General features: G+C 70.6%; 21 protein-coding genes. 13 read left to right on the top strand and 8 right to left on the bottom strand.

Translation table 11 applies throughout. From position 1 onward, the window contains the following. The first annotated feature begins 40 nt into the window (after positions 1 to 40). From DDV73_RS14965 to DDV73_RS15000, 8 genes are all read left to right on the top strand, one after another. A complete protein-coding gene (locus tag DDV73_RS14965) occupies positions 41 to 1,942 on the top strand; it encodes a lysophospholipid acyltransferase (RefSeq protein WP_206050888.1) in 1,902 nt (633 codons plus the stop codon). Beyond that, a complete protein-coding gene (locus tag DDV73_RS14970; protein ID WP_109508060.1) occupies positions 1,939 to 3,390 on the top strand; it encodes an HAD-IB family hydrolase in 1,452 nt (483 codons plus the stop codon). Before DDV73_RS14965 ends, DDV73_RS14970 begins: the two co-directional genes overlap by 4 nt. Positions 3,391 to 3,400: 10 nt before the next feature. Next, positions 3,401 to 4,852, top strand: coding sequence for a wax ester/triacylglycerol synthase domain-containing protein (locus DDV73_RS14975; protein WP_109508061.1), 1,452 nt, complete (start codon positions 3,401 to 3,403; stop codon positions 4,850 to 4,852). A gap of 310 nt (positions 4,853 to 5,162) precedes the next feature. Continuing rightward, positions 5,163 to 7,169, top strand: a complete 2,007-nt coding sequence (locus DDV73_RS14980; protein WP_161962413.1) for an SGNH hydrolase domain-containing protein — start codon at positions 5,163 to 5,165, stop codon at positions 7,167 to 7,169. Positions 7,170 to 7,184: 15 nt separating this feature from the next. Next, positions 7,185 to 8,372, top strand: coding sequence for an extracellular solute-binding protein (locus tag DDV73_RS14985; protein WP_109508063.1), 1,188 nt, complete (start codon positions 7,185 to 7,187; stop codon positions 8,370 to 8,372). Between the two features lie 4 nt (positions 8,373 to 8,376). After that, positions 8,377 to 9,291: an ABC transporter permease gene (locus DDV73_RS14990; protein WP_240617297.1), complete on the top strand. Its 915-nt coding sequence runs from the start codon at positions 8,377 to 8,379 to the stop codon at positions 9,289 to 9,291. Between the two features lie 15 nt (positions 9,292 to 9,306). After that, positions 9,307 to 10,107, top strand: a complete 801-nt coding sequence (locus DDV73_RS14995) for an ABC transporter permease (protein ID WP_206050889.1) — start codon at positions 9,307 to 9,309, stop codon at positions 10,105 to 10,107. A 39-nt stretch (positions 10,108 to 10,146) separates the two neighbouring features. Further along, complete coding sequence (locus tag DDV73_RS15000) at positions 10,147 to 11,589, top strand: gamma-aminobutyraldehyde dehydrogenase (protein ID WP_109508065.1); 1,443 nt, start codon at positions 10,147 to 10,149, stop codon at positions 11,587 to 11,589. 15 nt (positions 11,590 to 11,604) lie between these two features. Here the strand turns inward: DDV73_RS15000 and DDV73_RS15005 are convergent, their stop codons facing one another. The 3 genes from DDV73_RS15005 to DDV73_RS15015 form a co-directional block, all read right to left on the bottom strand. Next, positions 11,605 to 12,429, bottom strand: coding sequence for an alpha/beta fold hydrolase (locus DDV73_RS15005; protein ID WP_109508066.1), 825 nt, complete (start codon positions 12,427 to 12,429; stop codon positions 11,605 to 11,607). Between the two features lie 26 nt (positions 12,430 to 12,455). Then, complete coding sequence (locus tag DDV73_RS15010) at positions 12,456 to 13,226, bottom strand: M15 family metallopeptidase (protein WP_109508067.1); 771 nt, start codon at positions 13,224 to 13,226, stop codon at positions 12,456 to 12,458. 71 nt (positions 13,227 to 13,297) lie between these two features. Continuing rightward, positions 13,298 to 13,693: a VOC family protein gene (locus tag DDV73_RS15015; protein ID WP_109508068.1), complete on the bottom strand. Its 396-nt coding sequence runs from the start codon at positions 13,691 to 13,693 to the stop codon at positions 13,298 to 13,300. A gap of 209 nt (positions 13,694 to 13,902) precedes the next feature. Here DDV73_RS15015 and DDV73_RS15020 point away from each other — a divergent pair, with 209 nt between their 5' ends. After that, the gene (locus tag DDV73_RS15020) at positions 13,903 to 15,030 is read left to right on the top strand and encodes an HNH endonuclease signature motif containing protein (protein WP_240617298.1); all 1,128 of its coding nucleotides are present in this window, start codon (positions 13,903 to 13,905) and stop codon (positions 15,028 to 15,030) included. 155 nt (positions 15,031 to 15,185) lie between these two features. Here DDV73_RS15020 and DDV73_RS15025 read toward each other — a convergent pair whose 3' ends face one another. Further along, the gene (locus DDV73_RS15025; protein ID WP_109508070.1) at positions 15,186 to 16,358 is read right to left on the bottom strand and encodes an ROK family transcriptional regulator; all 1,173 of its coding nucleotides are present in this window, start codon (positions 16,356 to 16,358) and stop codon (positions 15,186 to 15,188) included. A gap of 86 nt (positions 16,359 to 16,444) precedes the next feature. Between DDV73_RS15025 and zwf the strand changes: the two genes are divergently transcribed. Genes zwf through eda form a run of 3 tightly spaced genes read left to right on the top strand, consistent with a single transcriptional unit; the run spans position 16,445 to position 20,410 of the window. Next, positions 16,445 to 17,935 carry a glucose-6-phosphate dehydrogenase gene (zwf, locus tag DDV73_RS15030; RefSeq protein WP_109508071.1) on the top strand — a complete coding sequence of 497 codons (1,491 nt, stop codon included), beginning with the start codon at positions 16,445 to 16,447 and terminating at the stop codon, positions 17,933 to 17,935. Next, positions 17,932 to 19,785: a phosphogluconate dehydratase gene (gene edd, locus DDV73_RS15035; protein ID WP_109508072.1), complete on the top strand. Its 1,854-nt coding sequence runs from the start codon at positions 17,932 to 17,934 to the stop codon at positions 19,783 to 19,785. The genes zwf and edd overlap by 4 nt, the downstream gene beginning before the upstream one ends. Next, positions 19,778 to 20,410 carry a bifunctional 4-hydroxy-2-oxoglutarate aldolase/2-dehydro-3-deoxy-phosphogluconate aldolase gene (gene eda, locus DDV73_RS15040; protein ID WP_109508073.1) on the top strand — a complete coding sequence of 211 codons (633 nt, stop codon included), beginning with the start codon at positions 19,778 to 19,780 and terminating at the stop codon, positions 20,408 to 20,410. The genes edd and eda overlap by 8 nt, the downstream gene beginning before the upstream one ends. A gap of 38 nt (positions 20,411 to 20,448) precedes the next feature. Here the strand turns inward: eda and DDV73_RS15045 are convergent, their stop codons facing one another. From DDV73_RS15045 to DDV73_RS15060, 4 genes are read right to left on the bottom strand one after another with little or no spacing between them, the layout of a single operon-like run. After that, a complete protein-coding gene (locus DDV73_RS15045) occupies positions 20,449 to 21,390 on the bottom strand; it encodes a PfkB family carbohydrate kinase (protein ID WP_109508074.1) in 942 nt (313 codons plus the stop codon). Continuing rightward, on the bottom strand, positions 21,383 to 22,240 hold the full coding sequence (locus tag DDV73_RS15050) for an ATP-binding cassette domain-containing protein (RefSeq protein WP_109508075.1): 858 nt from the start codon (positions 22,238 to 22,240) through the stop codon (positions 21,383 to 21,385). Before DDV73_RS15050 ends, DDV73_RS15045 begins: the two co-directional genes overlap by 8 nt. Next, positions 22,237 to 23,256 carry an ABC transporter permease gene (locus tag DDV73_RS15055; RefSeq protein ID WP_109508076.1) on the bottom strand — a complete coding sequence of 340 codons (1,020 nt, stop codon included), beginning with the start codon at positions 23,254 to 23,256 and terminating at the stop codon, positions 22,237 to 22,239. Before DDV73_RS15055 ends, DDV73_RS15050 begins: the two co-directional genes overlap by 4 nt. Positions 23,257 to 23,261: 5 nt before the next feature. After that, positions 23,262 to 24,326, bottom strand: coding sequence for a substrate-binding domain-containing protein (locus DDV73_RS15060; RefSeq protein WP_109508077.1), 1,065 nt, complete (start codon positions 24,324 to 24,326; stop codon positions 23,262 to 23,264). A gap of 123 nt (positions 24,327 to 24,449) precedes the next feature. Between DDV73_RS15060 and DDV73_RS15065 the strand changes: the two genes are divergently transcribed. Beyond that, complete coding sequence (locus DDV73_RS15065; RefSeq protein WP_109508078.1) at positions 24,450 to 25,475, top strand: LacI family DNA-binding transcriptional regulator; 1,026 nt, start codon at positions 24,450 to 24,452, stop codon at positions 25,473 to 25,475. Positions 25,476 to 25,489: the final 14 nt, after the last annotated feature.

Here is a 25,489-nt window from a genome sequence, read left to right on the forward strand (position 1 = left end):
ATGAAGACTGGGGCGTCCTGGCGCCACGAGGGAGGTCACCTTGGTACCTGAGTTCCCAGGACGCTCGACGCTGATCAACTCCCTGGACAGGGTCGGCGCTCGCAAGCCGTTGCAACGGTTCGGCGTAGTCAGCGAGCCGACCACCGCGCTGTCGGCGGACCCGCCCGAGGTCGCCCAGCTGCTGAGCGACGACGAGTTCGACCACAAGCTGCGCACCCTCGCAGAGGAGATCGGCCGCAGCCCCCACGAGGTGCGAGTCGATGCGGCGGCGTACCTCCGCGAGATGGGTGCGATCCACGGCGGCCGGTCCAGTGACGCATGGTCACGGATGACCAACTGGATGTACCGCGCCCACGACCTCCTCGTCGACGAGGAGAAGATGCGCCGGCTGCGCAAGCTCGACCGCCGGCACTCGCTGCTGTTCCTCTTCTCGCACCGCTCCTACCTCGACGGGATCGCGGTCCCGGTCGCCGTCGAGCAGCACGGCCTCTCGGCGCCGTTCACAATGGGCGGCGCCAACCTCAACTTCTTCCCGGTCAACCAGCTCGCGCGGCGAGCGGGGATCGTCTACATCCGACGCAACATCCGCGACCTCCCGGTCTACCGGCTCACGCTGCGCTCCTACATCGGCCAGATGGTCCGCAACCAGCAGAACCTCTGCTGGTCTATCGAGGGCGGCCGCACCCGCACCGGCAAGCTCCGGCCGCCGACGTACGGCATCCTGCGCTACGTCATCGACGGCCTGGAGGCGACCAACGACAGCGAGGCCGTGATCATCCCGGTCTCGATCGTCTACGAGCAGCTGCACGAGGTCAGCCTGATGACGTCCGAGGCGCGCGGCGGCAACAAGCGGCCCGAGGACCTCCGCTGGCTGGTCAACTTCGCCCGCTCCCAGCAGGAGCGGCTCGGCCGCGCCTACCTCGACTTCGGCGAGCCGATCAACCTGCGCGAGCGGCTCGCGGAGCTGCGTGCCGAGGAGCCGGAGGGGCAGCACGCCGTCGAGCGGATCGCGCTGGACGCCTCGCACCGGATCAACGAGGCGACGCCGGTGACCGCCACCGCGCTGGTGTGCGTGGCGATGCTCGCCGCCGACCGGTCGCTGACCCTCGGCGAGGTGATGGCCACGGTGGCGCCACTGGCCCGGTACGTCGAGCAGCGCAACTGGGCGGTGGCCGGCGCGGCCAACCTGACCGACCGCGCCACGGTACGCCGTACGCTCCAGGACCTGGGCAGCTCCGGCGTCCTCACCAGCTTCGACGGCGGCACCGAGACCGTCTGGGGCATCGGCCCCCAGAAGCATCTGGTCGCCGCGTTCTACCGCAACACCGCCGTCCATATGCTGCTCAACCGGGCCATCGGCGAGCTGGCCCTGGTGAAGGTGCTCGAAGGCGGCGACAACCCGCTCGAGATCGCGACCGCGGAGGCACTGGCACTCCGCGAGCTGCTGAAGTTCGACTTCTTCTTCGCGCCGCGCGGGCAGTTCGCCCTCGACCTGGCCGGCGAGCTCGCGATCATCGACCCGGAGCGCGTCAGCGACATGATCACCCCGTTCTCCGCCAAGGACGCCGCCCGCTGGCTCGAGATCGGCCGCCCGCATCTGGCCCACCTGGTGCTCCGGCCGTACCTCGACGCCTACCACCTGGTCGCCGACCGGCTGGCGGCCTGGGACGAGGACGAGGAGTTCGACGACACCCGGTTCCTCGACGAGTGCCTGCGAGTCGGCCGGCAGTGGGCGCTGCAGCGGCGGCTGGCGAGCGAGGAGTCGCTGTCGCTGGAGCTGTTCAAGCCGGCGCTGGCGCTGGCCCGGCACCGCGGCCTGGTCGAGTCCGATGAGCCCGAGCTCGGCAAGCGGCGCGAGGACTACCTCGACGAGGTCCGCGCGGTGGTACGCCGGCTCGACCGGCTGGCCGAGATGGCCCGGGCCCAGGACCGGCAGGCATGACCTCCCCAGGCTCGACCCCGGTCGCCGAGGTCCTGGCCGCGATCGAGAACAGCCCGAGCGGCCCCGAGTACGGCGCATTTTTTGACCTCGACGGCACGCTGGTGCAGGGCTACACCGCCGGCACCTTCGCCTCCGACCGGCTGCGCCGCGGTGAGGTCGGCCCCGGCGAGTTCGCCCGGGTGCTGCTGGCCGCGGTCGACGGCACCGTGCTCGGCGGCAACCCGCAGTCAGTTGGCGAGGTCGGCTTCGCCAGCCTGCGCGGCCACTCCGAGGACGAGCTGAACGAGATCGCCGAGCGGCTGTTCCACCAGAAGATTGCGTCCACGATCCGGCCCGAGGCCCGGGCCATCGTCCGCGCCCACCTCCGCAAGGGGCACACCGTCGCGGTGGCCTCGGCCGCAACCCGGCCGCAGATCGAGCCGGTCGCCCGCGACCTCGGCATCAGCCACCTGCTGTGTACCGAGCTCGAGGTCGAGGACGGCATCCTCACCGGCCGCGCGGTCGAGGGCATGCTGTGGGGCGACCGGAAGGCGAAGGCGGTGCGCGCGTTCGGCAAGGAGCACGGCATCGACCTGCCCGCCAGTACGGCGTACGCCAACGGCCACGAGGACATCGCGTTCCTCAGCAGCGTCGGCCACCCACACGCCCTCAACCCGCACCCGCTCCTGCGCGCGGCCGCCGAGCAGTACGGCTGGCCGGTGGTGATGCTCCGCGAGCCACGGACCGCCGGGCTGCGCTCGGTGGTGCGTACCGGCGCCGCGCTCGCCGGCCTGAACGCCGGGCTGGCCGCGGGCGTCGCGTACGGCGTGATCAAGCAGGACCGGAAGGCCGGCATCAACAAGGGCATCGAGCTGGCCACCAGGACCGCGCTGAGCCTGGGCGGGGTCAAGCTCAACGTGGTCGGCCGCGAGCACATCGACGCGGCCCGGCCGGCGGTGTTCATCGGCAACCACCAGAGCTCGCTGGACCCGGTCGTCGTCGGCGCCCTGCTCGAGCACGACGTCACCGGCGTCGCCAAGAAGGAGGCGAAGTACGACCCGCGGATGCTGATGATGACGCTGTTCATGGACCCGGCGTTCATCGACCGCGGCAACGTCAACAGCGCCAAGGCGACCCTTGATGGCGTCGTCGACAAGCTGCGCGGCGGTACCTCGGTGATGATCTTCCCTGAGGGCACCCGGCTGCCGACGCCGGTGCTCGGCCGGTTCAAGAAGGGCGCGTTCCACATCGCGATGCAGGCCGGCGTACCCGTCGTGCCGATCGTGATCCGCAACGCCGGCGAGCTGATGTGGCGGGGGGCGACGTTCATGAACGAAGGCACCGTCGACATCGCCGTTCTGCCGCCGATCCCGACCGAGGACTGGACCGCCGACGACCTCGAAGCGCGGGTGGCCGAGGTGCGACAGCTGTACGTCGACACGCTGGACGACTGGCCCGGTGACTCATGAAGGGTGAGCGATGAAGCACGAGGAGGCGTCGCCCGAGGAGGCGGCGGTCAACCACGAGGTCTGGTCGCTGGCCGCGCAGTGGGGCTCGGACTCCCGGATGAACGAGCTGGAGACGTTCATGTGGCGCAGCGAGCGCCACCCCTACCGGTCCTCGACCATCTGCTCTCTCGCGATGCTCGCCGAGGAGCCGGACTGGGAGCGGCTGTACGCCGCGCACCAGTGGGCGGCCGAGCTGATCCCGCGGATGTCGGAGCGGGTGCTGGAGCCGTCGGTGCCGGTCGGGCCCGCGGCCTGGGTCGCCGATCCCGCGTTCGACCTCGACTACCACCTGCGGCGTGCCCAGCTGCGCGCGCCCGGGACGCAGGCCCAGCTGCTGGAGTTCGTCCAGGGCGAGGCGATGCGGCCCTTCGACCGCACCCGGCCGCTCTGGGAGGGCACGCTGATCGAGGGCCTTGAGGACGGCAAGGCGGCGTACCTGCTCAAGCTCCACCACTCGCTCACCGACGGCCTGGGCGGCATCCAGCTGATGGCGCTGGTGCAGAGCCGCACCCCCAAGCACACCCCGAAGCAGCCGATCGACCACTCCCACCGGCAGCCGCCCGAGCCCGACCCGAACCGGCTCGCCGTCGACGAGGCGACCGAGCAGGCGCGGGCGGTGCCGCAAGCGGCGCGCAAGCTGCTGGCGACCGGACTGCAGGGGCTGTCCAGCCCGGGTACGTCGGTCTCCTCGACGCTGCGTTTCACCGGCTCGCTGCGCCGGATGCTCTCCCCGCCGCCCACCGGGGGCTCCCCGCTGTGGCGGCAGCGCACCGGCCGGGTCTGGCGGTTCGGCACACTCGAGTGTGAGTTCGCGCGGCTGCGGGCCGCCGCCAAGGTGACCAGCGCGTCGGTCAACGACGCGTACGTCGCCGCGCTGCTCGGCGGCATCCGGCGCTACCACGAGGACCACGACGTCGAGCTGGACAAGCTGCCGATGGCGATGCCTCTGAGCGTGCGGAAGTCCGACGACCCGATGGGTGGCAACAAGTTCGCGGGCGCGATGTTCGCCGCTCCGGTGTCGATCGAGGACCCCGCCGAGCGGATCGCGACCATCCGGGGCATCGTGCTCTCGGTGCGCGTCGAGCCGGCGCTGGACACGCTGTCCCTGATCACCCCGGTGGTGAACCGGCTGCCGTCCAGCGTCGGCGCCGCCGCAGCCCAGATCTCCTCGGCGGCCGACCTCTCGGCCTCCAACGTGCCGGGCCTGCCGTACGCGACGTACATGGCCGGCGCGAAGGTCGAGAAGGTGATCCCCTTCGGGCCGCTGCCCGGCGTCGCGGTGATGGCCGCGATGGTCACCCACAATGGCACCTGCTGCATCGGCCTGAACATGGACGGCTCGGTCATCAACGACCCCGAGCACCTCATCGCCTGCATGCACGCCGGCTTCGACGAGGTCCTCGCCCTCGCCGACCAGAAGTAGCCGACCCGCCCCGTCTTCACGCCGTACGACGCCCACCCGGCCCGTCATCACGCCGTACGACGCCCACCCGGCCCGTCTTCACGCGATGGATGTCAACACCGGCCGGGTCAGCGTCCGTCACCGCGAACACGGGCCGGGTCAGCGTGCGTCACCGTGAACACGAGCCGGATCGGCGCGGACAAATGTGCGACGGCTGTCATCCAGAACGGCCTGCCATCTCGTCTGTCTACCAAGGGGGACCGCGCGAGCCGCGGTCTAGTGGTTGCGGCGACGGGGGCGTGGGGGCATGTATCGGACCGACATTCAAGGCTTGCGCGCGCTCGCAGTCGGGACAGTGGTCGCCTGCCACGCGGGTGTCCCCGGTCTTGCTGGCGGTTTCATCGGCGTCGACCTCTTCTTCGTGATCTCCGGCTTCCTGATCACCGGACTGCTACTCGCTGAGGCCGAGAAGGACCAGCGCGTGTCACTCCTCGGCTTCTGGGCCAGGCGCGCCCGCCGGATCCTGCCCGCCTCGACCGTCGTCCTGGCCGCGACCGGCCTGGCCTCCGCGCTGATACTGCCGGTGCTGCAGCGGCCGACGGTCTCGGTCGACCTGGTCTGGTCGGCCCTGTTCGGGGCGAACTGGCGGTTCGCGCAGCAGCAGACCGACTACCTGGCCCAGGACCGTGCCGAGAGCCCGGTGCTCCACTACTGGTCGCTGGCCGTGGAGGAGCAGTTCTACCTGGTGTGGCCACTGGTGGTCGCGGTCGCCGTAGCGGTGTTCGCGGGACGGCGGGTGTCCGCGCGGCTGGTCCTCGGCGTGACCACGGCGCTGATCGTCGTGGCCTCGTTCGGCTATGCGGTCCACCTGACCGCGGTCAACCAGCCCTTCGCCTACTTCGGTACGCCGGCCCGGGCCTGGCAGCTGGGCGCCGGCGCCCTGCTGGCCATCGCCTCGCCCCTCCTGCGCAAGCTCCGCCCGGTCGCCACGAACAGCATGGCCACGCTCGGCCTGGCCGGCTACATGTGGTCGGTGGTCAGCCTGCGCGAGACCGGCGGTACGACGCCGTACCCGGGCTGGCTGGCGCTGGTCCCGACGGTTGCCGCCGTCCTGCTGGTCGCATCCGGATCCGGGCCGCGGCTGCCAGTTGTCGGGCGAATCCTGTCGGTCCGGCCACTGCAGGTGATCGGCGACCTGTCCTACGCCTGGTACCTGTGGCACTTCCCGTTCCTGGTCCTCGGCCATGTCTGGTTCGCGGACCGCGCCGGGCCGCTGGTCACCACGGCGCTGGTCGTGGCCTCGCTCGGCGCCGCATGGCTGACGTTCCGCTACATCGAGGCGCCGATCCGGCGACTCCCCACGCTGGTCGTGAGCAGCCGGCGCTCGCTCCAGCTCGGCGCCGCGCTGGTCGCGTGCGCAGTGACGACCGGCGCCTTCGCCCCCTCGCTCGGCTCGAACCCGACCACCACTGTCGCCTCGGAGGACGGCCGGGTCGTCACCTTGCGGCCGGCGCCGGCCGACGCAGCCGGGGATGCGGTCTCGATGCGGGCCACCGGCTGCGACCTCGACTTCGAGGAGGTCGAACCGCCGGCCTGTGACTTCGGGCAGGCTGACTCCGACAAGCGGGTCATCCTGCTCGGTGACAGCCATGCAGCGATGATGTTCCCGCCGCTGGAGCGTGCGGCGCAGAAGCACGGCTGGTGGCTGACCAGCTGGACCAAGAGCGCCTGCCCGGTGGCAGACGTGACCAAGTACGACGAGAGCCGAGCACGCGAGTTCCGCGAATGCGACGAGTTCCGCACCAAGATCCTCCGGCGGATCATCGAGGCGAACCCCGACGTGGTCTTCGTGGCGTCCGCGGTGACGCCGGACCGACGCGTCATCGATCGCGCGAGCGGTGAGCTGCTGGAGCCTGGGCCTTCCCGGAGGCTGATCCAAGCGGGCCTCCGGAAGAGTGTCCGTCAGCTCGTCGCTGCGGGAATCCAGGTGATCGTCATGGTCGACCCGCCGAGCGCGCCGTTCAACCCGCCGGCCTGCCTGGCCGAGGCCGAGTCGGTCACCGAGTGCGAGTTCCCCCGGCCGGAGCTCCGCAACACTGAACGACGGGCCCTGACGGGCATCGGCGGCGTCTCCTTCCTGGACTTCACCAAGCAGATCTGCGCCACCGAGACCTGCACACCGGTACGCGGCAACATCCTGATGTACCGCGACACGGCACACATCACCAAGACCTACGCGATGACGCTGACCGACCGGATCGCCTCGCTACACGACCTCGTGCTCCTCCACGACGACGGCACCACCGCAGCAGTTGCAGATCCCCAACCCGCACATTGAGACACGGAGACAGACATGAGAATCCGAAAGCTGACCAGGCGGACCCGCGCCGTGGTCGTGGCGCTTGCGATCGCGCCGCTGCTGATGGTCGCCGCCTGCGGTGACGACGGCGGCTCCGACGAGGCCTCCGAGGAGGCGATCACCGAGCTCGGCGAGAACGAGGGACAGGTGTCGATCCTGGCCTGGCCGGGCTACGTCGAGGACGGCAGCAACGACCCCGAGGTGGACTGGGTCACGCCGTTCGAGGAGGACACCGGCTGTGAGGTGACCAGCAAGGTGTACGGCACCTCCGACGAGGCGCTGAACCTGGCCAAGACCGGCGAGTACGACGTCGTCGCGGCGTCGGGCGACCTGTCGCTCCGGCTGATCGCAGCGGGTGAGGCCGCACCGGTGAACACCGATCTGGTGCCGAACTACGAGAACGTCTTCGACTTCCTCAAGGACACCGAGTGGAACAGCGTCGACGGCGTCAACTACGGCGTACCACACGGGTACGGCGCCAACCTGCTGATGTACAACGAGGAGTCGGTCGACCCGCCGACGTCGTGGGGCGCGGTCTTCGAAGAGGAGGAGCTGGCCAAGCACAAGGGCAAGGTCACGGCGTATGACTCACCCATCTACATCGCGGACGCGGCGCTGTACCTGATGAAGCACCAGCCCGACCTCGAGATCACCAACCCGTACGCACTCGACCAGAAGCAGCTGGACGCCTCGGTCGACCTGCTCAAGACCCAGCGTGAGTACGTCGGCGAGTACTGGTCGGACTACCTCAAGCTGATCTCCGCGTTCGAGACCGGCGACACCACCATCGGCACCACCTGGCAGGTGATCGTCAACGCGATCGGCAAGGACAACGTGAAGGCGGTCCTTCCCGAGGAGGGCGCGACGGCGTGGAACGACACCTGGATGCTGTCGGCGCAGGCCGAGAACGTGAACTGCGCGTACGCCTGGATGGACTACATCGTGAGCCCCAAGGCCAACGCCCAGGCGACCGAGTACTTCGGCGAGGCACCCAACAGCGAGGCCGCCTGCGCCGAGACCACCGACCCGACCCACTGCGAGACCTTCCACGCCGGTGACGAGGAGTTCTCCAAGCAGCTCTGGTACTGGCGCACGCCGGTCAAGGAATGCCTCGACGGGCGTGATGTGGAGTGCACCGACTACTCCCAGTGGACGACGGCCTGGACCGAGATCAAGGGCTGATGCCGTGTCCGTCGACACCAGCAGGGCAACCGTCCCCCGTCAGCGGGGGACGGTTGCCCGTCGGATCTCCTCACTGTTCAGCAGGCATGCCTGGATGCGGCTGACGGCGCTCCTCGCGGCGCCGCTCGTCTGGCTGATCGCGATCTACGTCGTCGCGCTGGCGGCGCTGCTGATCACGGCCCTGTGGCGGGTCGACAGCTTCACCGGGAACCTCGACCGCAGCACCTACTCGCTCGACAACATCAAGACCGTCCTCACCACGCCGCTGTACCGCACGGTCGCCATCCGCACCGTCGGCATCGCCGCGCTGGTCACCGTGATCGACATCCTGATCGCGTTGCCGATCGCGTTCTACATGGCCAAGGTGGCCTCGCCCCGCATCCGCGGCGTGCTGCTGATCGCCGTACTCACCCCGCTGTGGGCGAGCTACCTGGTGAAGGCGTTCGCCTGGCGGGCGACGCTCTCCAACGGCGGGTTGCTGGAGTGGCTCGGCGCGCCTGTCGGCCTGCAGTCCCCCGGCTACGGGCTCACCGCGGTGGTGCTGACCCAGGCCTACATCTGGCTGCCCTACGTCATCCTGCCCATCTACGCCGGGCTGGAGCGGGTGCCGGACTCGATCCTGAACGCGTCCAGCGACCTGGGCGCTCCGGCGTGGACCACGCTGCGGCTGGTCGTGCTGCCGATGCTGGTGCCGGCGATCATCGCGGGCTCGATCTTCAGCTTCTCGCTGACCCTGGGTGACTACATCACCGTCAACATCGTCGGTGGCGCCAACCAGATGCTCGGCAACCTCGTCTTCGTCAACGCCGGCGCTGCCAACAACCTGCCGCTCGCGGCGGCCGTGGCGCTGATCCCGATCACGATCATGATCGTCTACCTCGCGGCGGTACGTCGTACCGGCGCCCTCGACAACCTGTGAACCTGTGAGGCCGAAGTGATTCTGAGCTCGAGCGCACGCCGGGTCCTCGCCGTACTCACCTGGGCGGTGCTGGCACTGATCTACGTGCCGCTGATCGTCGTGGTGTTCAACTCCTTCAACACCAACCAGGCGATGACCTGGCCGCCGGACGGGTTCACCCTCACCTGGTGGAAGCGCGCGTGGGAGAGCCAGGGCGCTCGAGAGGCGGTGCTCACCAGCCTCCAGGTCGCGGCGCTGGCGACGCTGACCGCGCTCGTGCTCGGCACCCTGCTCGCGTTCGCCCTGCAGCGCTTCGACTTCTTCGGCAAGAGCTCGGTGAACCTACTGGTGATCCTGCCGATCGCGCTGCCCGGCATCGTCACCGGAATCGCGCTGAACAACGCGTTCAAGGGCATCATGAACGTCGAGCTGTCCCTGCTCACGCTGGTCGTGGCGCACGCGACGTTCTGCATCGTGACGGTGTTCAACAACGTCCAGGCGCGGCTGCGGCGGATGGGCGGGAACCTCGAGGAGGCGTCGTCCGACCTGGGTGCGGGGATCTGGACCACCTTCCGGCTGGTCACCTTCCCGCAGCTGCGCTCGGCGCTGCTGGCCGGCGGCCTGCTGGCCTTCGCGCTGAGCTTCGACGAGATCATCGTGACCACGTTCACCGCCGGCATCGACCTGACGACGCTGCCGATCTGGATCCTCAACAACATGTTCCGCCCCAGCCAGGCACCTGTGGTGAACGTCGTCGCCGTGGTGATGATCCTGCTGTCGATCGTCCCGATCTGGATCGCGCAGAAGCTGTCCAGCGACACCCAGGGTGTCCAATGATCCGAGTACAGCCGAGCACAGAGACCGAGGAGTAGCGCGGTGTCCCACCTGAAGATCCAGAACATCATCGACGGCGTCAGCCGGCCCGCCGAGTCCGGCGCCACGCTCGAGGTCGTGAACCCGGCCACCGGCCAGGTGTACGCGACCTCGCCGAACTCAGGCGAAGGCGACGTCGACCTGGCGTTCGCCGCCGCGGCGAAGGCCTTCGAGACCTGGCGCTGGTCGACCCCGTCGGACCGGCAGCGGGCGCTGCTCAAGCTCGCCGACGTGATCGAGGAGAACGCCGAGGAGCTGGTGGCGGTCGAGAGCGAGAACACCGGCAAGCCACCGGCGCTGACGCTGTCCGAGGAGATCCCGCCGATGGTGGACCAGATCCGCTTCTTCGCGGGCGCGGCCAGGTCGCTGGAAGGCCGGTCGGCCGGCGAGTACATGAAGGGGCACACCTCATCGGTACGCCGCGAGCCGATCGGGCCGGTCGCCCAGGTGACCCCGTGGAACTACCCGATGATGATGGCGGTCTGGAAGTTCGCGCCCGCCCTGGCCGCCGGCAACACGCTGGTGCTCAAGCCGTCGGACACGACCCCGGCGTCGACGTACTGGATGTTCGAGCGGATGCAGGAGATCTTCCCTCCCGGCGTCTGCAACCTGGTGTGCGGTGACCGCGAGACCGGCGCCGCCCTCACCCGGCACCCGGTCCCCCAGCAGGTCTCGATCACCGGCTCCACCCGCGCGGGGATGGCGGTAGCGACGGCGGCCGCGCAGGACCTCAAGCGGGCGCACCTCGAACTCGGCGGCAAGGCGCCCGTGCTGGTCTACGACGACGCCGACATCGCGGCCGCGGTCGACGGGATCTCGGTCGCTGGCCTGTTCAACGCCGGCCAGGACTGTACGGCGGCCACCCGAGTGATCGTGCAGGGCGGGATCTACAAGGAGTTCGTCGAAGAGCTGACCAAGGCAGCGGCGGCGACCAGGACCGGCTTCGACCCGGCCGACGAGGACATCCTCTACGGCCCGATCAACAACCAGAACCAGCTCGACCACATCAGCGGCCTCGTCGACCGCGCCCCCGACCACGCGCGGGTGACGACCGGTGGCCGGCGGGTCGGTGACCAGGGCTACTTCTACGCACCGACCGTGATCGCCGATCTTCAGCAGACCGACGAGCTGATCCGGACCGAGGTGTTCGGGCCGGTGATGACCGTCCAGTCGTTCACCGACGAGGACGACGCGATCGGCAAGGCCAACGACACCCGGTACGGCCTCTCGTCCTCGGTGTGGACCAAGGACGCGGGGACCGCGGCCCGCTCGGCCGCGCGGCTCGACTTCGGCTGCGTCTGGATCAACACCCACATCCCGCTCATCGCGGAGATGCCGCACGGCGGGTTCAAGCACTCCGGCTACGGCAAGGACCTGTCGGCGTACAGCCTGGAGGACTACACCCGGATCAAGCACGTGATGCAGTACCACGGCTTCGAGGGCTAGCTACTACTGCTGTTGCTACTGATCGGCGAGCCAGCTTCGTAGCGCCGTCGCCAGGGCGGCCGGCGCGTCGAGGTGGACCAGGTGGCCGGCGCCGGGGACCCGGGTGATTCTCGCCCCTGGGATCGCCGCGGCCAGCCGCTCGCCGGTCGCGAGCGGGATCCAGGTGTCCTCGACGCCCCACACCACCGCCACCGGGAGGTCGAGGCGGGCCAGCGACTCCTCGGTCTCGACCAGGTACCGCTCGTCGAAGTCGGCGATCTGCCGATAGAAGGCCGGCTGGCCTTCCGGGCCGAGCCAGGGTGCGGTGAGCGCGTCGAGGTCGGCGTCGAGCAACCCGCGGTGGCTGGCGCCGGCGATGTAGGCGCGGACCACCGCCTCGTGGATGTACGGCGGCAGCTGGGCCAGCACCTCGGCGTACTCCTGCACGTAGCGGTAGAACGGCGAGCCGGCGGGCGGGATCGCCACCACGTCGGCCAGCAGAAGCGAGGCGTACGGCCCGCCGTGGGTCAGGTGGGTCCGCAGCGAGACGATGCCGCCGATGTCGTGCGCGACGACGTGCGGCCGGTCCAGCTGCCAGTGGGCGAGCAGCGCGGCGAACGCCCCGGCCTGGACGCCGAAGTCGACCGGATGCTCGGCGTCCTTCGACGAGCGGCCGTAGCCCGGCAGGTCCCAGAGGTAGACGGTGAACTCGCCGGCCAGCGCCTCCGCGAAGGGCCGCCACAGCCACGACGACCAGGGCGTGCCGTGGCAGAACACCACCGCCGGGCCGCTGCCCGAGCGGCCCCAGGCGATCCGGCGACCCTGCCAGGTGAACGTCTCGGTCAGCTCCACCAGAGCCATGCTAGGTCGGTCGTGTTGGCCGAGGGTCAGGGCCGGTAGTCGCCGCCGGTGATGCCGAAGAACTCCTCGAGGGTGGTCACCTGCTGCCGGCGGAGCTCGGCGGCGAGCGGCCGGCCGACGTACCGCAGATGCCAGGGTTCCGGCGCATAGCCGGTGATCGCCCGGGCGCCCGGCTGGTAGCGGACGATGAACCCGTACCGCCATGCCTCGCGCGCCAGCCACCGGCCGGCCCGGGTCTCGCCGAAGCAGCGATCGAAGTGGCAGCCCGGATCGGCCGGCGTGACGATGTCGACGCCGAGCCCGGTCTGGTGCTCACTGTGTCCCGGTCGCGCCGAGACCCGGTCCGCGCCGGCCACACCCCGCGCCGCGACCGTCGCCTGGTAGACCGACTCCTGATACCCGTAGGACCGGTAGGCGCTGCCGATCTTCAGCCCGAGGCCGCGCCGGTCACCGGCGTCGAGCAGCCGGGCCAGCGGTCCGGCGGCCGCGGTCGCGACCTGGTAGCCGCGCACCAACGCGATGTCGGGCTCGAAGTCGAGCGGCGCGATCGGATGCTTCTTGTTGACCACGACCCAGATGCTGCGCGGGTCGGTGGTCGAGTGCCGCTCGCGGTCGAACTCGGCCGGCGTCTGCGGCGCCGGACGGGCCTCCTGGCCGCCGGTCGCCCCCTCGGTCACGGTCTCGGTCACGCGCTTCGCGGGGTAGGCGGCGGGGCTGGTGGGTGGGCCCTGCAGCATCCAGGCCACCGCCAGTCCGACCAGCACGATCACGACCGTCACGGTCCCGAATGTCGCCACCCATCGAATGCTCCTCACACCTCATTGACAGGTGCCGGCGCGCGCTGGGTTGCCTCTGGTCGCCCTCCCGGTCAGGGGTTCGCGAACGAGACGACCTCCAGCTTGAACCCGCGCGGTTCGAGCCAGTACGTCGCGTAGTGGAGCGGGTGGTACTCGGCGAAGACCCGGGGCGGGTGCAGGATCTGGTCGCCGCCGGCGACCGCCCAGGCGTGGGCCGCGTCCACCTCCGCGCGCGTCCCGACCCGGAAGCAGAGATGCTGCAGGCCGGTCGCATCGCCGTCGTACGCCGCGTCGCTCTGCGCCGGGTAGAAGAACAGCTGAACCCCGGTGTCGCCGTCCGGCGCATACGCGAACCAGCCGTCGCCCGACCCGAACGGCACGAAGCCGACCAGCGGCGCCAGCGCGTCGTAGTAGGCCCGCGCGGACTCCATGTCGGGGACGCCGATGCCGAGGTGGTCGAGCGGCATAGAGCCAGCCTAGCTGAGTTCGTTGAATTGACCTGTGGATAACCTCGAACCGATGTTCGATGGCCCCTACGATGGCTTTAGTTGATCTCGTCAGCGGCATTGAAGGAGGTGTCGGAAGAATGCTTGTGAATGCGCCCCACCCAGTGCTTGCCTGCGCTGCTGCTATCGGGGCTGCATTGCAGGATGTTTCTGACACCGAACCCGCTTTCATGCGCACCTCGGAGAAGGCCGATGCCTTGCTCGCGCTGTCTCGGCTGGAGGTTCAGCTGACCGCGTTGCGGATGCGGATCATGGCGGCGGCTGACGATGTGGCTGCCGATGCGGGCGCCCGGGATGTGGCCGCGTGGCTGGCCCATGAGTCTCGCGATGCCCCGGCGGCCTGTCGGGCCGATCAGCACCTCGCGGTCGGGCTCGACACGCAGTGGGTCCGGCTCGGCACGGCGGTCGCCGAGGGCTCTGTGAACCTCGCCCAAGCCCGAGTGATCGCTCGCGCGTTGGACGAGCTGCCCGGTGACCTCGACCCGGATCTGTTGGTGCAGGCCGAGGAGCATCTGGTCGAGGCCGCACAGGAGTATCGACCGGATCAGTTGCGGTTGCTGGGTCGGCGGATCCTGGACGTGATCGCCCCGGAGGTCGGCGAGGCCGAAGAAGCCAAGCAGCTCGCGCGGGAGGAAGAACTTGCCTGGGAGAGCAGGAGCCTGACGCTGGCCAGGCGGGGAGACGGCGCCACTCGACTCAGCGGCCTCCTGCCCGACGCCGCGGCGACACGGCTTGCGACCTACCTCGACGCGTTCACCTCACCCCGCCAACACACCGCCGTGGTGCCGCAGCACCGCGCCCGCGGCCAGGCGTTCATCGCACTGCTGGAACACCTAGACCCGGCCAAGCTCCCGGCGCACGGCGGCGACGCCACGACGGTGATGGTTACCATCAACCACGACGCCCTCACCCGCGACCTCGCCACCGCCGGGCTGGTCGGCACCGACGACAAGATCACCGCCGCCCAGGCCCGACGCCTGGCGTGTACCGCCCAGATCGTGCCGGTGGTGTTGGGCGGTAGATCAGAGATCCTCGACTTGGGCCGCACCCGCCGCCACTTCTCACGCGCCCAGCGCAAGGCGCTCCGGCTCCGCGACAAGCGGTGCCGCGGAGATGGGTGCACGATCCCGGCGGCCTGGACTGAGGCCCACCATTGGAAACCGTGGTCGAAAGGCGGAAAGACCAACCTCGCCGACGGTGTACTCCTGTGCAGCCACCATCACCACCGAGCCCACGACCCGAGATATTCAACGGAAAGAATGCCCAACGGCGATATCCGATTCCACCGGAGAAACTAAATGGACCGCAACCACAGACCGTTGACCACTGCGGCGCGCAAGAATAGACGCGGACAATGAGTAGTACCGCAACCAAACGCCGACGGTGACCACGTAATTCGATAACCCCTAGTGCCAATCCGCCCTGCCAGCATGCCACCACAGCTAGCTCGCAACTAGGCCGACTGCGTGGCCGACACCCGCTGTTCCACGGCGGCGGGGCTCAGCACGTGCTCGAGCGCGAGTGCGGCGCAGCCGACCAGCCCAGCGCGCTCGCCGTACGACGACGGCAGCACGGTGAGCTCTCGGGTGGCGGGTGCACAGGCGCGGGCGTAGAGGCTCTCCCGGACGCCGGCGGCGTAGACGTCGAAGGCGGCGGCCATGTCGCCGCCGAGGACGACGGCCTCGGGGTTGGTGAGGTTCACCGCGACGGCGAGTACGTCGCCGAGCAGCCGGCCGCTCTCGCGCAGCAGGTGCTTGGCCTCCGGGTCGCCGTCGAGTGCAAGCGCGACCAGCTCGCGGATGTGACCGACCGGCCGCTGCGAGTCTCGGAGCCGGGCCACCAGAGCCCAGCCGCCGGCGATGGTCTCGACGCAGCCGATGTCGCCGCAGCGGCACTGGTTGCCGGCGGCGGCCTCGACCTTGGTGTGCCCGATCTCGCCGGCCCCGCCACGGTGCCCGGACACCACGCGGCCGTCGGCCACGATGCCGAGGCCGAGGCCGGTCGATGCCTTGACGACGAGCAGGTCGCGGTAGCGGTCGCCGTGCGCGAGCAGCTCGGAGCGGGCCAGGAGGTCGGCGTCGTTGCCGACGTACAGCGGGGCCGGCGCCACCTCTGCGAGGTACGGCGCCAGCTCGACCCCGTCCCATCCGGCCATCGCCGGCGAGTCCACGCCGACGCCTCGGGCCACGTCGACGGCCCCGGGCAGGCTCAGGCCGACTCCGAGCACCGGCGTCCTCCGGTCGCCCAGCAGCCGCGCCAGCTGTTCGGCGACCACCGGCATCACCGCGTCCGGGCTCGCGCCGACCTCGTGGTCGACGGCGGCCGCGTCCAGCTCGCTCCCGAGCAGGTCGAACAGCGCGACCTGCGACCGCGACCGGCCCACGGCGGCCGCCGCAACCACCCCGGCGTCACGGTTGAAGACCAGGCCGCTGGGAGGCCGACCGCCGGTGGAGGCGAGCTCGGCTCCGAGCATGAGGAACCCCGCGCGCTGCAGTGCCTCGACCCGCGACACGACCGCCGTCCGGGACAGGCCGGTGAGCCGGCCCAGGTCGGAGCGGGTGCTGGCCCGGCCGGTGCGGACCAGGTCGAGGATCGCTCCCGGCGATCCCAGTGCACTCTCGGACATCGGGACAGCCTAACCATCCATTCTTTTGTCTTTCAAAGTCCTAAGTAGGGTTGTATCGATCCAAACTTTGGCCTTAGCGTTGACACATGCCCGCTTTCCCGGAACCGAGCCTCGTGCTGCCGGCCTGCGACTTCACCGTCTTCGGCGGCACCGGCGACCTCGCCCTCCGCAAGCTGCTTCCCGCCCTCTACCACCGCGAGCGCGAGCACCAGCTCGACAGCGACACCCGGGTGATCGGGGTGTCTCGCCACCAGCTCGACGACGCCGGCTACCGCGAGCTCGTCGCCAGCGCGCTCGACGAGCACCTGGCCGCCGAGGACCGCGACGACGACGCCGTACGCCGGCTGCTCGGGCGACTACACCACCTCACACTCGACGCCCAGGCGCCGGACGGCTGGCACCTGCTGCAGGGGATGCTCAAGGACCGGCCACAGCCGGAGCCGGTCCGCGTCTTCTATCTGGCGGTCGCGCCACAGCTGTTCGGCCCGATCTGCGCTCGGCTCGACGAGCTCGGCGTGGTCAGCGCAGACAGCCGGCTGGTGATGGAGAAGCCGATCGGCACCGATCTCGCCTCCTCTCAGCGCATCAACGACGCCGTGGGTGAGGTCTTCGAGGAGCAGCAGATCTTCCGGATCGACCACTACCTCGGCAAGGAGAGCGTCCAGAACCTGCTGGTCACCCGGTTCGCCAACACCTTCCTCGAGCCGCTCTGGAACTCGCGCTGGGTCGACCACGTGCAGATCACGGTGGCCGAGACGCTCGGCGTCGGCGACCGGACCGCCTACTACGACGGCGCCGGCGCGCTGCGCGACATGGTGCAGAACCACCTGCTCCAGCTGCTGTGCCTGGTGGCGATGGAGCCGCCGACGTACGTCGGACCGGAGACCGTGCGCGACGAGAAGCTCAAGGTGCTCCAGGCGCTGCGGCCGATGACGCCGGAGGAGGTCGACCGGCACACGGTGCGGGGTCGCTATGGCACCGGCCTCGCGGCCGGCGCGACCGCGGCGTCGTACGTCGACGACCTCGGCCACGAGAGCAACACCGAGACGTTCGTGGCGATCCGCGCGGAGGTACAGAACTGGCGCTGGGCGGGCGTGCCGTTCTACCTGCGCACCGGCAAGCGGATGGCCCTGCGCGAGTCGCGGATCGAGGTGGTGTTCAAGGAGCCACCGCACGCGATGTTCCCCGGCAGCGCCGGTCACACCGCGCCCAACCGGCTCACCATCCACGTCCAGCCGGACGAGGGCATGCAGCTCCACCTGATCGCGAAGGTGCCCGGTCCCGGCGGGATCCGGCTGCAGCCGGTGTCGCTGGACCTGAGCTATGCCACCGCGTTCCTCGAGCGCTGCCCCGACCCCTACGAGCGGCTGCTGATGGACGTCGTCCGCGGCTTCCAGACCCTGTTCATGCGCCGTGACGAGGTCGAGGCGGCCTGGTCGTGGGTGCAGCCCATCGCGGCCCGCTGGGCCGAGCGCGGCGACCGGCCGCGCACCTATCCGGCAGGCACCAACGGACCCACCGCCGCGGCCGTGCTGATCGAGCGGGACGGCCGCTCCTGGCAGGAGGACAACACATGACAACGCCCATCGACCCGACCGTCGCCGCGGTGACCGAGCGGCTGATCGCCCGCAGCGCGGACACGCGTACGGCGTACCTGCGGACCGTCCGCGCCGCGGCCGACACCGGCCCGCGCCGCGGCCGCCTCGGCTGCGCCAACCTCGCGCACGGCTTCGCCGCCGCGGACGGCGAGGAGAAGCAGGCGCTGCGCCGCGGCGGCAAGCCCAACCTCGCGATCGTGACCAGCTACAACGACATGCTGTCGGCGCACCAGCCGTTCGCCGACTACCCGCCCGTGCTCAAGCAGGCCGCGATCCGGGCCGGCGGCATCGCCCAGGTCGCGGGCGGCGTGCCCGCGATGTGCGACGGGATCACCCAGGGCCGGGCCGGCATGGAGCTGTCTCTGTACAGCCGCGACGTGATCGCGATGAGCACCGCGATCGCGCTCTCCCACGACATGTTCGACGGCGCGCTGATGCTGGGCGTCTGCGACAAGATCGTGCCCGGCCTGCTGATCGGGGCGCTCGCGTTCGGCCACCTGCCGACGGTGTTCGTGCCCGCCGGCCCGATGGCCTCCGGGCTGCCGAACGGCGAGAAGGCCAAGGTCCGTCAGCTGTACGCCGAGGGCAAGGTCGGCCGCGAGGAGCTGCTCGACGCCGAGGCGGCGTCGTACCACTCGCGCGGGACGTGCACCTTCTACGGCACCGCGAACTCCAACCAGCTGCTGATGGAGGTGCTCGGGCTGCACTTGCCCGGCTCGTCGTTCGTGAACCCCGGTACGCCGCTGCGCGAGGCGCTGACTCGGGCGGCCGCCACCCGCGCGGTCGCGATCACTCCGCAGGGCGATGAGCCGACGCCGATCGGCGAGATCGTCGACGAGAACGCGATCGTCAACGCCTGCGTGGCGCTGCTCGCCAGCGGCGGCTCCACCAACCACACCCTGCACCTGGTCGCGATCGCCCGCGCGGCCGGCATCGCGCTGACCTGGGACGACCTCTCCGACCTGTCGGCGGCGGTGCCGCTGCTGGCCCGGATCTACCCCAACGGCGCCGCCGACGTGAACCACTTCCACGCCGCCGGCGGCATCGGCTTCCTGATCCGCACGCTGCTCGGCGCCGGACTGCTGCACGACGACGTCCGCACCGTCGCGGGGCTCGGGCTGTCGCGCTACACCGCCGAACCGCGGCTCCGCGAGGGCGAGCTGACCTGGGTCGACGGCACCGCGTACAGCCTCGACGAGGACGTCCTCCGGCCGGCGGAGCGGCCCTTTGCTGGCGACGGCGGCCTCAAGGTGCTGCGCGGGCCGCTCGGCACCGGCGTCATCAAGGTCTCGGCCGTGGCGCCGGAGCACCGCCAGGTCACCGCGCGGGCCGTGGTGTACGACGACCAGGCCGACTTCCTGGCAGCCTTCGCCGCCGGCGACCTGGACGGCCGCGACCTGGTGGCCGTGATCCGCTACCAGGGCCCGGCCGCCAACGGCATGCCCGAGCTGCACAAGCTCACCCCGGCGCTCGGGGTGCTGCAGGACCGCGGCCAGCGGGTCGCGATCGTCACCGACGGCCGGATGTCCGGTGCGTCGGGCAAGGTCCCGGCCGCGATCCACGTGACCCCGGAGGCGGCGCTCGGCGGGCCACTGTCGCGGGTGCGCGACGGCGACGTCATCACCGTCGACGCCGACGCCGGCGTACTCGACATCGGTGACGCGGAGCTGGTCGCGCGCCGTTCCCCCGCCGGTGCCGCGCCCGCGAACTGGTCGGGCACCGGCCGCGAGCTCTTCGCCGCGTTCCGGGCCAGCGTCGGTCCGGCCGACGCCGGCGCCAGCGTCTTCCCCTCAACCGTCGCACCACTGCCGGAGGTATCCCATGTCTGAGTCGCTGTCTGAGTCGCTGCTCGACGTCGTACCGGTACTGCCGGTCGTGGTCGTCGACGACATCGCGTCAGCGGTGCCGCTGGCCCGGGCGCTGGTGGCCGGCGGGCTGCCTGCGATCGAGCTGACCCTGCGTACGCCGGTCGCGCTCGACGCGATCCGCGCGATCGCCGCCGAGGTGCCCGAGATCCTGGTCGGCGCCGGCACCGTGCTGAACGGCGGTCAGGCGAAGCTGGCGGCCGACGCCGGCGCCCGGTTCCTGGTCTCCCCCGGCGCGACGCCGGACCTGTTGGCCGGCCTCGCCGACACCGGCCTGCTGTTCCTGCCCGGCACCGCGACCGTCTCGGAGGTGCTGGCGGTGCTCGAGGCCGGTGTCACCGAGATGAAGTTCTTCCCGGCCGAGGTCTCCGGAGGCGTCGGCTTCCTCCGTTCGGTCGCGGCTCCGGTGCCGGCCGCCCGGTTCTGCCCGACCGGTGGCATCACCGCGGACTCGGCGCCGTCGTACCTCGCGCTGCCGAACGTCGGCTGCGTGGGCGGCACCTGGATCGCCCCGCCCGCCGCCATCGCGGCCGGCGACTGGGCCAGGGTGACCGCGCTGGCCCGCGCCGCGTCGTCGCTCCGGGCCTGAGCAGCCGACCGGGATGCGACCGCTCGGCCGAGGCGGCGTCAGGCGACGGCGGTGCGGGAGGCGAGCTCGGACCGGGTCGGCGGGTCGGCCCCGCGCCGCCCGACGCTGATCGCGGCGGCGGCACAGGCACGGCTGAGCACCGGCTTCCAGAGCCTGGCGCCGCCTCCGTAGAGGACCGATCGCCCGCTGGCACCCAGCGCGCCCGCTCGCCAGAGCCCGTCAAGGAGCGCGGCCATGAACGCGTCCCCGGCGCCGATCGTGTCGACGACCTCGACCGGCGTACCGGGAACCTCGATGGACCGGCCGGGCGTGAAGCAGACCGCGCCCGCCGCTCCGCCGGTCACCACGACCGCGGCGGCGCCGAGGGCGAGCAGCCGGCCCACCGCCTCGCCCGTGCCGAGCCGCGGATAGACGACCACGAGATCTTCGTCGGATGCCTTGACCACGTCGCTGCGGCGGACGACCTCCTCGACCGCGGCGGTCAGCTCGGGTCCGGAGCCGGTGACGGCCGGCCGTGCGTTCACGTCGTAGCTCACCGTGGCGTGGGTGGCGTGCTCGGCGACCGCCTGCGCGACGACGGCGGCGCCCGGCTCGAGCAGCGCCCCGATCGAGCCGGTATGAAGGTGGACCCGGTCCGCCGACCGGCCGGGCGCGCCCAGGTCGCCGGTCACGTCGAAGCGGTACGACGCCGCGCCGGTGCCGTCGATCGTCGCGATCGCCGTCGAGGTCCGCCCGAGCCGCTCGGGGTCCCCGGCTAGGCGGACACCGTTGGCGGCGAGGTGGTAGCGGATCAGCTCACCGCGCCGGTCGAGCCCGAACGCCGTCGCCAGCTCGACGGGAACCCCGAGCCGTGCCATCGCGACGGCGACGTTCGCCGGACTTCCTCCGGGGTGCTCCGCGACCCGGCCGTCGTCGAGCTGGACCACATCGACAAGCGACTCCCCGAGTACCAGGACCGAGCCGCGCGCCGGGTCACGCATCGGCGCGCACGCCTGCCAGTTCGTCAATCGTGGCCGCCCCCGTCATCACCGTGACGCCCTCCGGCATCGTGTGCATCCTCGGATCCAGTACGCCGGCCCCGCGGCCGAGCCGCTGCACGTGGATCCGGTCGGCCACCTGCCACACGTGCGGCATGTTGTGGCTGATCAGGATCACCGCGAGTCCCGCGTCCCGCAGCCGCTCGATGGTGCCGAGCACCTGGCCCGACTCCTTCACGCCCAGGGCCGCGGTCGGCTCGTCGAGGACCACGACCCGGCTCCCGAACGCGGCCGCCCGCGCCACCGCCACTGCCTGCCGCTGACCACCGGACAGCGTCTCGACGGCCTGGCCCATGTTCTGGATCGTCTGCACGCCCAGCTCGCGCACCGCGGTCTCCGCCCGGCGCCGCATGCCCTTCTTGTCGAGCATCCGGAACACCGTGCCGAGCGGTCCTCGCCGGCGTACCTCCCGGGCAAGGAAGAGGTTGGTCGCGATGTCGAGGGCGGGGATCACCGCAAGCGACTGGTAGACGGTCTCGATGCCTGCCTCGCGGGCGTCCTGCGGCCGCTTGAACGCGACCGGCCGGCCGTCCAGGCGCAGCTCACCCTGGTCGGGCACGAGCGCGCCGGTGAGGCACTGGATGAGCGTGGACTTGCCGGCGCCGTTGTCGCCGATGACCGCCAGTACCTCGCCTGCGTACAGCTCGAGGTCCACGCCGGCCAGTCCGACGACGTGGCCGAACGTCTTGACCAGACCCTTCGCCTCGAGGACCGGCGTACCGGTGCGGTCGATCTGTCGCGGGTTCTTCTTCTCCATGTGTCCGGCCTCCGTGGGAGTGCTGAGCATGGTCATGCGCGTGCCTTCCTGATCCACTGGTCGGCCGCCACGGCGAGGATCACCAGCGCTCCGACGGCGAGCAGGCGGTAGTGCTCGTCCACCCTGGCGAGCCCGAGGCCGAGGGTGAACGACTGCACGATCAGGGCGCCGAGCAGCGTGCCGATGAGGGTGCCGCGCCCGCCGAAGAGGCTGGTGCCGCCGATCACGACAGCGGTGATGCTGGCGAGGTTGGCGTCGGAGAGCGCGTTCGGGCTGGCAGCGCCAGCACGGCCGATGAGCACCCACGCGGCGACCGCGTAGATCACGCCGGCGACCACGTAGACGCTCAGCAGCACCCGCCGCGCGCTGACGCCGGACAGCCGCGCCGCCTCGGGGTCGTCGCCGACGGCGTACACGTGCTGGCCCCAGGCGGTCTGGGAGAGCGCGTAGCCGACGCCGGCGTACAGGCCGAGCACGAGCAGGACACCGACGGTGATCCGGAACTCCCCGACCGCGAACGAATTGCCGGTCCAGTTCAGGAGGTCGGGCAGCACGCTGCCCTGGATGCTGGTGCCTCGCGTGTAGATGAGCGTGAGCGCCGTGAACATGCTCAGCGTCCCGAGGGTGACGATGAACGGTGGCAGGCTCAGCCGGGTCACGAGTACGCCGTTGAGCAGGCCGGCGCCGGCACCCACGACGAGGCCCAGGGCCAGCGCGGCCGGTCCGGACAGACCGTTCTCGGCCGCGGCCTTTGCCGACACCATCATCGCCAGGATCGCGATCGCGCCCACCGACAGGTCGATGCCCGCGGTGAGGATGATCAGCGTCTGCCCGATCGCCAGCGCCGCGACCACGGCGGTCTGCTGGATCAGCAGGGACTGGATGCCGGGCTGGGCGAAGCGCTCGTTGAGCAGCGAGAAGACGACGTACGCCGCCACCAGGACGACCGCCGGGCTGATCCAGGGGTGCGCGTGCAGCGTCCGCTGCAGCCGCTGCACCGGCGTGGTCGGCCGCTTGAGGACCGCGTCTGCGGTCAGGGTCTGTGCGGTCATGGCACTCAGCCCCAGCAGATGTCGGTGGCCGCCTTGGTGTCGATGCTCTCGACGCCGTCGACGGGCTCGTCGGTCACGAGCGCCACGCCCGTGTTGTAGAAGTCGAGACCGTCGCTGGTCTCCGGGGTGTCACCGCCGCGGGCCAGGTCGGCGACGGCAGCGACGCCCTGCGAGGCCATCTCCAGCGGGTACTGCTGGGAGGTCGCGCCGATCACGCCGTCGGCAACCGACCCGACGCCGGCGCAGCCGCCGTCGACGGAGACGATCAGGGCGTCGTCGATGCCTGCCGCCTCGAGTGCCTCGTGGGCGCCGACCGCGGCCGGCTCGTTGATCGTGTAGACGACGTTGATGTCGTCGCTCTGGGCAAGGCAGCTCTCCATCGCGGTCCGGCCGCCGTCGGTGTTGCCTCCGGTGGGCTCGTTGCAGACGATCTCGTACTCACCGCCGGAGTAGCTCCCGGTGGCGGCCTCGTCGCCGTTGGCCTCGGGGTCCGCGGTGTCGATGCCCATGCCGGTCAGGAAGCCCTGATCCCTGCTGTAGTCCACGCTGACAACCTTGTCGTTGAACAGGTCGAGAAGCGCGATCGTGGCCGGCTCGCCACCGAGCTTCGCCGCCGTCCACTTGCCGATCAGCTCGCCCGCCAGGAAGTTGTCGGTGGCGAAGGTGATGTCGACCAGGTCGGCCGGGTCCGGCGGGGTGTCGAGGGCGATGACGTACAGGCCGGCCTCACGGGCCTTCTCGATGGCCGGGTTGACACCGGGGCCGTTCGGAGTGATCAGGATGCCGTCGTCACCACGGGCAACCGCCTCCTCGATCGCCTCGATCTGACCGGCCTCGTCACCGTCTTCGGCGCCTGCGGCGACCGTGAGGTCGACGTCCTCCTCCTCGGCACTCTTCTCGGCGCCGTCCTGCATCGCGACGAAGAACGGGTTGATCGAGTCCTTGGTGATCAGCGTGACGCCGACGGTTCCACCGCCTCCGCCGTCCCCGTCGGCCGAGCACGCGGCAAGGGTGGTGGGGAGCGCAACGATCGCGGCGACCGCGAGCACGCGACGAGTGGTGAGGTACATGGTGCTGCCTTTCGGTGGACTGTGAGCGATCTATGACAACGATGTCATCCGGTATTGAGTCATGTGATGGCGTTCACGTCAAGGACTTGATAGAACTGTCCCGGCCGACGAGAGGGTGACCGGGTGACGAACGCGAAGCCGCGCGCGACGATGAAGGACGTTGCCGCGCTCTCCGGAGTGAGCCTCAAGACGGTGTCCCGCGTGGTCAACGAGGAGTCGCCGGTCTCCGACGACCTCCGCACCCGGGTGCTCAAGGCCATCGACCAGCTCGACTACCGCCACAACTGGGCCGCCAGCAACCTACGGCGGCGCGTGGGCCGCGCGCGCGTGCTCGGCGTACTCCTCCAGGACCTCGCCAACAGCTTCTCCAGCGGCCTGCTCCGGGCGCTCGAGGACGCGTGCCACGAACGCGGCATCGCGCTGCTCGCCGCGAGCCTCGACGAGGAGCCGGACCGGGAACGGCTGCTGGTCGCCGACCTGGTGTCGCGCCGGGTGGACGGGCTCGTGCTGATGCCGGCGACCGAGCAGCAGCGTTACCTCGAGGCGGAGCTGCGGGCCGGGCTGCCGACGGTCTTCGTCGACCGGCGGCCTCGCGGTGTCGACGCCGACTCGGTCACTGTCGACAACCTCGCGGGCGGGTACGACGCCGCGCGCCACCTGCTCCAGCACGGACACCGCCGGATCGCCGTACTCAGCGACCTCCTGACGATCACGACCGCCCAGCACCGGATCGAGGGCGTGCACCGCGCGATGCGAGAGGCCAGCGTCGAGCCCGATCCCGCGCTGGTGCGCACCGACATCCGCACCAGCGAGGACGCCGAGCTCATCCTCGCCGACCTGCTGGCCGGCGAGGACCCGCCGACCGGCGTGATCGCGCTCCGCAACATCCTGAGCATCGGCACCCTGCGCGCCGTTCGGTACGCCGGCGCCTCCGGCCGCGTCGCGGTGGTCGGCTTCGACGACTTCCCCACCGCCGAGCTGATGGACCTCACCGTCATCCGTCAGGACGTCGCGCAGCTCGGTGCTCGCGCCGCCGAGCTGGTGCTCGGCCGCCTCGACGGCGAGGACTCACCGCCCCAGCACGTCGTCGTACCCCACACGCTGATCGAGCGCGGAAGTGGCGAGATCGCGCCGCCCGCGCGGCACTAGTGTCCCGAGTCAGA

This window comes from Nocardioides speluncae, assembly GCF_003121585.1.
Lineage (GTDB): Bacteria > Actinomycetota > Actinomycetes > Propionibacteriales > Nocardioidaceae > Nocardioides > Nocardioides speluncae.

Excerpts from the sequence above, each read along its gene's own strand:
- DDV73_RS14970 (WP_109508060.1), top strand. The coding sequence starts at position 1,939 with ATGACCTCCCCAGGCTCGACCCCGGTCGCCGAGGTCCTGGCCGCGATC.
- DDV73_RS14975 (WP_109508061.1), top strand. The coding sequence starts at position 3,401 with ATGAAGCACGAGGAGGCGTCGCCCGAGGAGGCGGCGGTCAACCACGAG.
- DDV73_RS14985 (WP_109508063.1), top strand. The coding sequence starts at position 7,185 with ATGAGAATCCGAAAGCTGACCAGGCGGACCCGCGCCGTGGTCGTGGCG.
- DDV73_RS15005 (WP_109508066.1), bottom strand. The coding sequence starts at position 12,429 with ATGGCTCTGGTGGAGCTGACCGAGACGTTCACCTGGCAGGGTCGCCGG.
- DDV73_RS15015 (WP_109508068.1), bottom strand. The coding sequence starts at position 13,693 with ATGCCGCTCGACCACCTCGGCATCGGCGTCCCCGACATGGAGTCCGCG.
- DDV73_RS15020 (WP_240617298.1), top strand. The coding sequence starts at position 13,903 with ATGCGCACCTCGGAGAAGGCCGATGCCTTGCTCGCGCTGTCTCGGCTG.
- DDV73_RS15025 (WP_109508070.1), bottom strand. The coding sequence starts at position 16,358 with ATGTCCGAGAGTGCACTGGGATCGCCGGGAGCGATCCTCGACCTGGTC.
- zwf (WP_109508071.1), top strand. The coding sequence starts at position 16,445 with ATGCCCGCTTTCCCGGAACCGAGCCTCGTGCTGCCGGCCTGCGACTTC.
- edd (WP_109508072.1), top strand. The coding sequence starts at position 17,932 with ATGACAACGCCCATCGACCCGACCGTCGCCGCGGTGACCGAGCGGCTG.
- eda (WP_109508073.1), top strand. The coding sequence starts at position 19,778 with ATGTCTGAGTCGCTGTCTGAGTCGCTGCTCGACGTCGTACCGGTACTG.
- DDV73_RS15045 (WP_109508074.1), bottom strand. The coding sequence starts at position 21,390 with ATGCGTGACCCGGCGCGCGGCTCGGTCCTGGTACTCGGGGAGTCGCTT.
- DDV73_RS15050 (WP_109508075.1), bottom strand. The coding sequence starts at position 22,240 with ATGACCATGCTCAGCACTCCCACGGAGGCCGGACACATGGAGAAGAAG.
- DDV73_RS15055 (WP_109508076.1), bottom strand. The coding sequence starts at position 23,256 with ATGACCGCACAGACCCTGACCGCAGACGCGGTCCTCAAGCGGCCGACC.
- DDV73_RS15060 (WP_109508077.1), bottom strand. The coding sequence starts at position 24,326 with ATGTACCTCACCACTCGTCGCGTGCTCGCGGTCGCCGCGATCGTTGCG.